Annotated in this window: 10 protein-coding genes; 7 read left to right on the top strand and 3 right to left on the bottom strand. The window is 48.1% G+C overall.

Annotated features, from left to right (window positions below; translation table 11 throughout):
- Positions 1 to 44: 44 nt before the first annotated feature.
- Entirely contained in the window at positions 45 to 1163 is a 1119-nt protein-coding gene (locus ACFTRD_RS09165; RefSeq protein ID WP_379379040.1) for a GGDEF domain-containing protein, read from the top strand.
- A 100-nt stretch (positions 1164 to 1263) separates the two neighbouring features.
- Here the strand turns inward: ACFTRD_RS09165 and ACFTRD_RS09160 are convergent, their stop codons facing one another.
- On the bottom strand, positions 1264 to 1785 hold the full coding sequence (locus ACFTRD_RS09160) for a hypothetical protein (RefSeq protein ID WP_379379038.1): 522 nt from the start codon (positions 1783 to 1785) through the stop codon (positions 1264 to 1266).
- 638 nt (positions 1786 to 2423) lie between these two features.
- On the opposite strand from ACFTRD_RS09160, the gene ACFTRD_RS09155 reads away from it, so the two are divergent.
- Genes ACFTRD_RS09155 through mnhG form a run of 6 tightly spaced genes read left to right on the top strand, consistent with a single transcriptional unit; the run spans position 2424 to position 8332 of the window.
- Positions 2424 to 5378, top strand: a complete 2955-nt coding sequence (locus ACFTRD_RS09155; RefSeq protein ID WP_379381247.1) for a Na+/H+ antiporter subunit A — start codon at positions 2424 to 2426, stop codon at positions 5376 to 5378.
- Between the two features lies 1 nt (position 5379).
- Complete coding sequence (locus ACFTRD_RS09150) at positions 5380 to 5718, top strand: Na(+)/H(+) antiporter subunit C (RefSeq protein WP_192266744.1); 339 nt, start codon at positions 5380 to 5382, stop codon at positions 5716 to 5718.
- A complete protein-coding gene (locus ACFTRD_RS09145; protein ID WP_379379036.1) occupies positions 5711 to 7189 on the top strand; it encodes a Na+/H+ antiporter subunit D in 1479 nt (492 codons plus the stop codon). Before ACFTRD_RS09150 ends, ACFTRD_RS09145 begins: the two co-directional genes overlap by 8 nt.
- A gap of 6 nt (positions 7190 to 7195) precedes the next feature.
- Entirely contained in the window at positions 7196 to 7672 is a 477-nt protein-coding gene (locus tag ACFTRD_RS09140; RefSeq protein ID WP_379379034.1) for a Na+/H+ antiporter subunit E, read from the top strand.
- Positions 7672 to 7956 carry a Na(+)/H(+) antiporter subunit F1 gene (locus ACFTRD_RS09135; RefSeq protein ID WP_053782045.1) on the top strand — a complete coding sequence of 95 codons (285 nt, stop codon included), beginning with the start codon at positions 7672 to 7674 and terminating at the stop codon, positions 7954 to 7956. Before ACFTRD_RS09140 ends, ACFTRD_RS09135 begins: the two co-directional genes overlap by 1 nt.
- Positions 7940 to 8332, top strand: a complete 393-nt coding sequence (mnhG, locus tag ACFTRD_RS09130; RefSeq protein ID WP_113052387.1) for a monovalent cation/H(+) antiporter subunit G — start codon at positions 7940 to 7942, stop codon at positions 8330 to 8332. The genes ACFTRD_RS09135 and mnhG overlap by 17 nt, the downstream gene beginning before the upstream one ends.
- A 138-nt stretch (positions 8333 to 8470) precedes the next feature.
- Here the strand turns inward: mnhG and ACFTRD_RS09125 are convergent, their stop codons facing one another.
- Both ACFTRD_RS09125 and ACFTRD_RS09120 read right to left on the bottom strand, forming a co-directional pair.
- Positions 8471 to 9643: a rhamnogalacturonan acetylesterase gene (locus tag ACFTRD_RS09125; RefSeq protein ID WP_379379031.1), complete on the bottom strand. Its 1173-nt coding sequence runs from the start codon at positions 9641 to 9643 to the stop codon at positions 8471 to 8473.
- A gap of 141 nt (positions 9644 to 9784) precedes the next feature.
- The gene (locus ACFTRD_RS09120) at positions 9785 to 10804 is read right to left on the bottom strand and encodes an alpha/beta hydrolase family protein (protein ID WP_379379029.1); all 1020 of its coding nucleotides are present in this window, start codon (positions 10802 to 10804) and stop codon (positions 9785 to 9787) included.
- Positions 10805 to 10976 lie beyond the last annotated feature (172 nt).

Raw genomic sequence — 10976 nt, 5'->3', positions numbered from 1 at the left:
AGCGGTGTCTGTCGTATCATTATGATGCAGTCAGCGGTGATAATTTGAAGATTCCCAACTTACATAGCAACCATATTCCAACCGGTTACGAATCAAATCATTCCAACTGGATCAAAAAAATGCTTCGTGCATACTGGGTTGTCGTTTTAACGCATGTTGTCATTCAAATAGGCTGCTTTCAGTTTCTGGATTATGATCGCACTCCGGAAGATTTTATGATCCATGTTTTATTTTGGCCTACCTTAGCCAGCACTCTAGCTATTCTGATCGCCAATTGGGTGGAACGCCATTTCAGTTCATTTTCCTTCTATTCCATGTCCATCGCCAGCACGATCATAGCCTGGACCATTATTCATGTTAATTACGATATTCGGATCATACTAGCCATTTGTCTGCTGCCGATCTTCGCTTCTGTTCTGTTCTTCAGCAAGAAAAAGGTATGGATGGTATGCCTCATGCAGATGACTGGCTATCTCATCGTCCTCTGCGACCCAGCCTATCGGCTCTATTTGTCCTCGTTTGATATGATTTCCATTCCGGCTTTTCTCATTGTAGGTACATATGTTGCGCAACTGATTGTTACGAGCGGCGTCGAGGTGCTGGATGAGCTTCAGGCCAATATGCTTGCCAAACAGGATCTGATTGTGCGAAACGCGATTATGAGCAAACAATCCAAGACTGACGGGTTAACCAAGCTGTATAATCAAAGCTCCTTTAAGGACTATTATGAAAAAGCGTTTGAGTATGCCACGAATGGCATGAGTCTTCACCTGGCGCTGTTGGATATTGACAACTTCAAATCCATTAATGATACATATGGACACCGGGTGGGAGACGCCATTCTGGAAAGAGTGTCTCGGGTCATTCAGGAGAACATCACATCAAGCGATATCGCCGCACGTTATGGCGGAGAAGAATTCGCGCTGTTAATGTTTGAGCAATCTTTCGAGCAGGCTTATGCCATGGTGGAGCAGATTCGGAAGAAAATTGCCCGAAGCGTTCATAAAGAACTCGAAGGAGCTTATATTACAGTATCTGTTGGCCTCAAAAGCTACAGTCCCCATCTGACGAAGGACATATTGTTTGAAGAAGTGGATGCCTGTCTGTATGCCGCCAAACGAACGGGGAAAAATAAAACAATGACGTCCCTTGATCCGGTTTAAGCTTCCTCTAAAACGTAAAAAAAGTAGTGCTGCTCACCGATAATCCGGTTGTGCGACACTACTTTTTTTATTACTAATCGTAACTCCGAACCAGATTGGTTCACTCTGCCCATTCCCATCGATGTGCATTTTGCTCCAGCTTCGGGTGGAGCTTAACCGGCTGCCCATCAATAATCAGACGCAATTCTTTGATCCAATCGTTAAAAGAGTCGAACGAAGCGAACTGATTCGCCATCTCCGAAGTCAGATACAAGAAGTGAGGAGCCTTGTATTCTGCTGTAAGATGCCGCAAAGCTGTATCGATCGGCGTATATTTCTTCCTTTTGCCCTCCAATGATTCCACCCTTATGCGGGACGCAGGATGCTCCCTCCTCCAGTCATGAAGACGATCTTCTCTTTTGTAATAAGCCTGTACGGCATCCCGGCTTATTCGTTTAACTGTACTTTCATGCAATGGATATAACACAAGCTGTTCGAAAGAACGTGTATCCGCCGTTGCAGCCGCGCGTTCAAGTTGTTCATCAGTTACATGCTCGAATGAATCATAAAAAGTCAGCGTGCCTTTCCGGCTGGCCGCGGGCGGCTCGTAACCGTATGGTACGGTTGTATATTTTCCTGACATTTCATCGCTCCTTGTCCGAACCCGGTTCTATGATTCGTAATGCGCTATTGTTTCAATCTATGTCCTTAACTTGAGATAGAAAGTTACTCTATTTTGGCCCGCACGTCTCGATTCATACAGTGACTCATCAACCATGCGGATCATTTCACTCGGATTGTTGTTGCCTGGATATTCCGCGCAGCCAATGCATCAACCCCTATGAATCCGCTCAACATCTATAATAAACGGTTTGTTCAGGCTCTGTATTATATCTTCTACATAAGCACATGCTTCTCCTCTTGGGTTCATTTCCACAGGACTGCATCATAGACATATACGATAAATTTACCCTTAATTCCCTCCTGTTACACAGGTCGTCCCGAGATGTTTTCACCGCGCAATGAATCCAACCCATGAGAAAGTGGGAAAGCTATATTGAAACTGATTCAGCAGCAGTTGGACCCCGGCAGGTTTAAACTACATGTCCTACAATAGGAGGACATGATCGGCATCGTGTTTCTCCCATTCAAAGAATAGTCACGATTCTGTATATACATACTTGGGTTATGAATATAGAGAGCAAGCATGCCATATCGGTAATGATGGACTTGTTTGTTATAACAGAACGCATTAGAAATTCAGTCATTGGGGGTGTAATGTTGAGCCTGCTTCATGTTGCTGTGATTCTGCCTTTTGCCGCTGGTATTATTCTTGCCATGCTGCATCAATTTTTCCGTAAAATACATATGGGATGGCCGGTCTTGCTTGTCCCGGCCCTGTTATTTGTCTATTTTGCGAGCCTCATACCCGCCGTGTCCCAGCGGAATACGGTATCCGGATATATTCCATGGATTCCTTCACTGGACATTGGATTTAATCTATATCTGGATGGTCTAAGTCTGCTGTTGACACTCTTAATCACGGGAATAGGAACCTTGGTGGTCCTTTATTCCATTTTCTATATGGATACCAAAGAAGCCTTGAATCGCTTCTACCTGTATCTGTTGATGTTTATGGGAGCCATGCTCGGCGTGGTGCTGTCAGATAATATGATTGTATTGTATGGATTCTGGGAATTGACCAGTATTACGTCCTTTCTCTTGATCGCTTTTCACTACAAACGCAAAGCGTCCACTTCGGGCGCACAGAAGTCGTTCCTCATTACTGTTTTTGGTGGTTTTGCCATGCTTGCCGGGTTCATGCTGATGTACCTCATGACGGGTACGTTCAGCATCCGCGCAACGATTACAGAATGGGGACAGATTCAGGAAAGTGCGCTCTTCTTGCCTGCACTTGTGCTCATTCTGGTCGGTGCTTTTACCAAATCGGCACAGTTCCCGTTCCACATCTGGCTGCCTGACGCGATGGAAGCTCCCACGCCCGTCAGCGCCTATCTGCATTCGGCTACGATGGTCAAGGCAGGACTGTATGTCATAGCCCGGTTCACACCGATCTTTGGTGGACAGGGAGTATGGTTTTGGCTCGTCACCGGGGTTGGGCTGTTCACCCTTTGTTATGGATCTTTCCTTGCCGTGAAAAAAAATGATCTTAAGGCCATTCTGGCCTATTCTACCATCTCACAGCTTGGTCTAATCATGTCTCTGCTCGGCGTTGGCTCAGCAGCCCTCTATTTCGGATATGGCGAATCCTCCGCGATGTACACCGTTGCCATTACGGCAGCTCTGCTTCATCTGTTCAACCACGCTACCTTCAAGGCCGCTTTGTTTATGGTCGTTGGTATTGTGGATCATGAGACAGGTACGCGGGACATAAGGAAACTCGGCGGACTTGCTTCATTTATGCCTGTGACCTTTACGGTAGCACTCGTCGGAGCACTCGCCATGGCCGGAATTCCGCCGTTTAACGGATTTCTGAGCAAGGAACTGTTCTTCCAGGCCATGGTGGAAGTGACACACTTCCGTATATTTGGACTCGGGTCATGGAGTGTACTCTTGCCTGTGTTCGCCTGGCTCGCAAGTGTATTCACTCTGATCTATGCGCTCATTATTGTGTTCAAAACGTTCCTCGGTCACACTCGCAGTGAGATTCCTGCCGAGAAGCTCCATGAAGCTCCTGTTGGCATGCTGATTCCTCCAGTCATTCTCGGCATACTCGTGATTACATTCGGGCTATTCCCGAATCTGCTGGCTGGATCATTAATTGAACCGGCGATGGCAGGAGTGCTTCCTTCTCTGCTAAGCGGAAATGAGCACTTTGATGTTCATTTCTCGTTATGGCATGGTATCACACCGGAATTGATCATGACCGTCGGTGTAATGGCCTTGGGGGTAACCTTATACAAATTGCTGCCCCGCTGGAAAAATATATATGAGCACTACCCACAAGGGCTGACGATAAACAATATGTATCACGTCGTGCTTGATAATCTTCAGCATTATGCACGCAAATGGACCGAAGCCTATATGAACGGTTCAGTTCGTAATTATCTGGTATACATTTTCTCGTTCACCGTTGCATTGCTGGTCTATGCCTTTTTCCGCTCAGGGGAAAATATCACCTGGAATTTCAAGGGTAATGCCCCCTTTTCATTCTATGAGGCCGTGCTGCTTGTCGCGCTGATCGCGGCAGCGATTTCGATCCCATTTGCCAAGAACAGGCTATCCGCAGTCATTATGACAGGCGCAGTTGGTTATCTCGTGACGTTGTTATTCGTTCTGTTCAGAGCCCCGGATTTGGCATTGACCCAAATGATTGTCGAAACGGTATCGGTTGCCTTGTTCCTGCTCTGCTTCTACCACCTGCCTGAGCTGCAACGAGGCAGATCAAGCCAACGGTATCTCACTGTGAATATGGTTGTGGCCATTGCTGTCGGAGTGGTTATGACCTTTGTCGCATTAGCCGCGAGTGGAACCGCATCACTGGAGAGCATTTCCGACTTTTTCATTCAGGAAAGCTACCATCTGGCTGGCGGCAAAAATGTCGTTAATGTACTGCTGGTGGACTTCCGTGGTTTCGACACCTTACTGGAGATTATGGTACTTGGGGTAGCTTCCTTGTCCATCTACTCCATGATTAATCTGAATCTCGAAGCAAGGGACCTAGGCGCCAGACTGAAATTCCGCAAGAAAGAACAGACTGAAGATCAGGATCCTGCGTCGGATGACGAAGCAGACAATACGAAAAAGTACGGCAACCGTGAACGCAGTTCTTCAACATGGGATACCGTACCCCTCCAAAGCAACGATGTGTTGTTGCAAACGACGACCAAAGTTGTCGTCTTTATCATCCTGACCTTTGCCCTACATCTATTCTTTGCTGGACACCATAATCCGGGTGGGGGATTTATCGGCGGTCTCGTAACGGCTGCCGGACTGGTTCTAATTGCACTGGCGTTCAGTACAGATACCGTACGCAAAGCATTACCTATTGATTTTCGAACCCTGACAGGCATCGGACTGGGCATTGCCTTGTTAACCGGAGCGGGCTCCTTTTTGTTCGGTGTACCCTTCTTAAGTCAAACCTTTGGTTACTTCGAACTTCCTGTACTTGGAAAAACAGAACTGGCAACCGCGATGCTGTTTGACCTGGGCGTGTATCTGGCTGTCCTGGGAGTCACCATGAATATCATTCTACAGATCGGGGAGGATCGCTGATATGGAAATATTGATGTGCGTGGCCGTTGGCATATTGTTTGCGGTCGCCGTCTTTTTAATCTTATCGCGGAGCCTGCTCCGGATCGTGCTCGGCATGTCCATACTCACTCATGGGGTGCATCTGCTGCTGATCACGATGTCTCGACTCAAAACAGGTGCACCACCACTGCTTGGGGAGCAGGCTGAACGCTATGTCGATCCGCTTCCCCAGGCATTGATATTAACGTCCATCGTCATCAATTTTGGATTAACTGCTTTCTTCTTTGTTCTCTCCTATCGTTCCTATCTGAAGCTGAAAACAGATGATATGGAAGAGGTTAGGAGGCGCCCGTATGAATAATCTCGTTGTGCTGCCCATTCTGCTGCCACTGATTACCGGAGTTATTGCTCTCCTGTTCTTTCGACGGACAGATATTCAACGGTTGGTGAGCGTTATTGGCCTTTTGCTAACAGCAGCGGCTTCAAGCGTACTGATTACCCAAGTGGCACAGTCGGGGATTCAGACGCTTAATATGGGAGGTTGGGCACCTCCCTACGGCATTGTGCTTGTTGCCGATATGGTATCGGCCTTGCTCGTGGTGGCTGCATCCATCATTGCGCTGGCCTGCCTGCTCTACGCCTTCCGCAGTGTAAACAGGGAGCGGGAAGAGCATCATTTTTACCCGTTCTTTCATTTTCTGATTGCGGGTGTAAATGGTTCATTTCTTACAGGAGACCTGTTTAACCTGTTTGTCTGCTTTGAATTGATGCTCATCTCTTCTTATGCCCTGATTGTACTGGGAGGTACGGAGAGACAACTGCGGGAAACGATTAAATATGTATTGATTAACATTGTCTCTTCCGCACTGTTTGTAGCCTCTATTGGCTTTCTATACTCGATTACCGGCACTCTAAACATGGCCGACTTGTCCAATCGGATCGCTGAAGTCGGACAGAGTGGAGTCATCACCCTAATCGCTGTCCTCTTCCTGATCGTATTCAGCATCAAGGCCGGACTATTCCTGTTCTTCTGGTTATCCGGCTCTTACGCGGCCCCTCCGGCAGTGGTCACCGCCCTATTCGCAGGTTTGCTGACCAAAGTTGGCCTGTACGCTATTGTGCGAACATTCACACTGATCTTCTATCATGATCCGGATTTCTTCCATGCACTTATCGGCTGGATGGCTGGAGCGACCATGGTACTCGGGGTAATCGGGGCCATGTCCTATCGTGACGTTAATAAAATTCTCATCTACAACGTTATCGCAGGGGTGGGATTTGTAGCCTTCGGCATGGCCGCTGCCAGCCGTCCGTCACTGGAAGGTCTACTCTTCTACATGCTGCATGATATGTTGATCAAAACACTGCTCTTCCTGCTCGGGGGTGCTCTGATCGCGGTCGCAGGAACCTCCAAACTTGACAATATGGGCGGGCTGATCCATCGCTATCCACTGCTTGGCTGGATGTTCTTCATTAGCGCACTTGCCTTGGCCGGCATTCCCCCATTCAGTGGATTTCCTGGGAAATTGCTGCTGTTCGAAGGCGGGTTGCAGGCAGGGTTGTATGGTCTGACAGGCATTGCCGTCCTGTCCAGTCTGCTGATGTTATATTCGGTTCTGCGCATTTTCATTCAAGCATTCTGGGGTGAACCACCAGCAGGCACAGTGAGAAGACCCTATGCCGTGAACGGTCTGCTCATCCCTGCGGGAATTCTGTGTGTGTTCATCATCGTGATGGGTGTGGGGGCTGAGGGCATGTTCCAACTGACCTCCCGCGCAGGCGACATTCTGCTGCATCCCAATCTTTACATTGATGCAGTATTGAAGGAGTAGATACGTATGGCTTTTCAGATTGTGCTTAATCTTATCATTGCCTTTGTATGGATGTTTCTGAATAATGCGTGGAATGGCGTTGGCTTTATAATAGGTTATCTACTGGGACTGCTGTTGATCGGAGGCATGCGGCGATTCTTTCCAGAACGTTTTTACGTCGTTCGTGTCTGGGCGATCATCAAGTTGATTGCCTTGCTGTTCAAGGAACTGGTGCGGGCCAGTATTGAGGTTATTCGCCAGATTGTGAAGCCCAAGCTTGATATTCGTCCAGGCATATTTTCCTATCAGACACAGCTGTCCTCTGACTGGGAAGTAACACTCCTCTGTCTGATGATCTCACTCACACCAGGTTCCCTGCCACTTGAAGTTTCGGGCAATCAACGCAAATTGTATATACACGCGCTGGATATCAAAGACGAACAGAAAATGAGTGATGATATCAAAAATACGTTCGAAAAAGCCATTATGGAGGTGACGCGATAATGTTATCCTCACTGTTATTCATTTCCTTGCTAATTCTGTCCCTGGCGATCCTGGGTTGTCTGTATCGAGTGCTGCGGGGCCCCTCCATGGCTGATCGAATAACGGCATTGGATACGATCGGTATTAATGTGATTGCCATCGTTGCTGTGTTATCCATGATGCTTCATACACAAGCTTATCTGGATATTATTCTGCTGATCGGCATTCTCGCTTTTCTAAGTACAGTTGCATTCGCAAGATACATTGAACGGGGGGCGGTATTCAAAAATGAAGGAGATCGTTGATGGAACCGCCGGAATTGTCATCGGACTCATTGTCCTGCTGGGAGCACTACTGAGCGCATTCAGTGCGTTTGGACTGATTCGACTGCCCGATGTATATTTGCGTGCACATGCCGCTACCAAAAGTACTACGCTCGGTGTACTGTGTGTGCTAAGTGGAACGTTTCTCTTCTTCTGGTATTACGACAACTATATCAGCGCTCGGGTATTGCTTGGCATTGTGTTTGTCTTCATCACGGCACCGGTTGCCGGACACCTGAATGGACGGGCAGCCTATCGCACAGACGTACCCCTGTGGGAACAGAGTGTCCAGGATGAACTTGAACCGCTGCTGAAAGGTAAAAAGGTCAACCATGAGGCCAAGGACATGATGGAGTAGTCACTTGGTCCATCATTAAATACCCCCGGGACACGCCGCCATTAAGTGGCCGTCCCGGGGGTATTTTTGGGTTTTACGATTTGTCTCCGTCCAATCTAGCTTCGAGGAGAAGTGGAGATAAGCTCTATTTTAACCATATCAAAATCCATCCAGTCCCTGTCTTCTCAGATCCGCAGCAACGATTCGTGCAAGCTGGGCAGCACCATCACGATTCGGATGCAGCGTGTCTCCTGTCATGTACAACGCCAGTGTTGCAGCCGGCCCAATGGAAGTGAAATAGGCCGAACTGAGTTTGTTCAGTTCTACCAGCGTCACTCCCTCTTCCTGAGCCAACGCGCGTGTGGATGCATTGTACCAGCGATTCTCCGCCGAGTGTACATTCGCTGAATTGAAATCGGTTGCCCGGCCCTGAGGCGTCGACAGAATCACGGTAGCTCCTTTGGTTTTGGCTTGACGGACCATGTCGCGCATGATCTCCTTGAACTCCGCTTCGGTTGTATTGTTCTTGGCATTCGTATCATTAATCCCTAATTGCAAAATAAAATAATCCCCTGGCTTAATATACTTCAAAATCGCTTCCATCTGACCATCATTACGGAAGCCTCTTGCAATTTGACCGCTTGAGGCCATATTGCGAACCTGAAATGTACTGGTATTCACGTAGGAAGGAAGCAGCTGCCCCCATCCACCCTGTATACTGCTGCTGAGCGGATAATAATTGCAGACCGTCGAATCGCCGCCAATATAAATCGTACGGTTCGTCACCGTCTGATTCGATATTTTCCGGATTTCAAGTGCGCTAAGTGTAAATGCAGTGCCTGCCTTACCTTCCGTAACCAGTAGATTTAACTGCCCATCCGTTACCGGAATTTGAAACTGATCCGTAGCAGCGTTACCTGTCATATTGATAATCTGGTATACGCCCTCTGCTGCCACACTGGATCTGGCTGTATTGCCCAGGACCACTTTGACTTCATAGAGACCGTTGGACAAGTCCACATTAAACGTGTTTGTGCTCTTCGTGCCAAAGGTGACAAATTGTACGGCATCGCTTGCAACGCCCGTTCCAGAGGCCGTTACATTACGCATATTGGCAGGTGTATTGAATCCATAGCCTTTCGCTGAAGTATAGGCATCCGTTGCCGGAACACCTGTGTAACCGCTCTGAACTGCACCAGCACCAAAATCAAATTTGTACTCATTTGCTGCTGCTTCGGCGACTGGTCCGCCAGTAGCTGCCAGAACACCTCCAATCAGGCTTGTGAACAAAGTGAGACAGAACAAATATCGCACGGACTTTGACCATTTCATAACTAAACACTCCTTTCATTCCATTGATTTGACCAAACATGATGCATGTATGCAAACAACAATCCGAATGAAATGATGCAACCCGCTTATATACCCTTGCAGATTTTCATATCCTAAGCCTCTCAGTATGTCAATTCGGACCTACAGAACGTTCTTAAGCCAATCATAGGCCTTTGCTCCGCTGATCTCATGTGCACCGATAAAAAAGTCCGCATCAAGCGATCCCCGTGCTCCCGCATGTTCATAGATTTCTGTCAGTCGTGCATACGCCTCTTTGGCAGTTTGTAGCGGAAAGACCTGATCTTCACTTCCCGCTTCAATCAATAGTGGCCTAGGTGCAATCAGACCGATGATATCCGGCAGCTCCGCCTCCCGCAGAATACCCGGGATATAATTGTCCAGACAATGATTCCGATCCAGTATGCTGCCATGGAATGTACTTGCATAGCCACTCACTACAGCCGCACGACACCGTTCATCCAGCGCAGCTGTGAATGCCGTCACCAGCCCGCCGCCCGAAATGCCCATGCTGCCGATACGCGACGGATCCGCTTCGGGACGAGTGATTACGTAATCCATCACTCGAATCGTCTCATAGATTCGATGTCCGGCAAGGGTCTGCCCTGTCATCAGCAGATGGGCGGCAATTTTGGTACAGGAGCTTGTGCCAGGGGGTGCATCCCGATCTTCCTGCAACCTTCGGTCACCAAATCCAAGTAATTCAGGAGCTGCAACCACATATCCACGCTGTACAAGGGCGACCGCGAAGTCTTTATGCAAGCCGGGTTCTCCCCTGCGCGGTGAACCGTCTGGCTCCATACCGGAGATCTCCCGGCTGCCGTACCCGTGTCCATGACAGGCTACAATAGCTGGCCGCAACTCATTGGTAACGCTTACTTCATTAGGGATCAAAACATAAATGGGCATGCGCAATCCCGCATACGTCGTAATCTCAACCCGCTCCCGGATGTAGCCGTCACATGAGATGCGTTCGAGCAATACGGGATTTAGCTCGGCCGCTACACTTGGGAAACCGCCCAGCCGCTCTTTAATTCGTGTTCGCAACTGGCTGCGCCATTGCTCAAGGGATTGACCCTTTTGATACGCGGAGCGTCCACGCGGGCTTGTCTGCTTTTGCAGATAGGATTCAATATCCGACATTACTGTTCATCCCTCCAGTTGGTTCAAATGATAGTTGTATGTAATAAAAAAAGAAATGTTAGGCTTGTCCAATCATTATAAAACAGCATACAGGGCATGAATTGAATATTATTGCCTGTTTTGGCCTGAATTCAATCTATTTTGATGAAAAAAGGATATTCTCCGCCTACCT

The organism is Paenibacillus sp. NPDC056933 (assembly GCF_042674385.1).
GTDB lineage: Bacteria > Bacillota > Bacilli > Paenibacillales > Paenibacillaceae > Paenibacillus.
The sequence above is the reverse complement of the archived record's forward strand: the minus strand, read 5'-3'. Positions and strand labels throughout refer to the sequence as shown.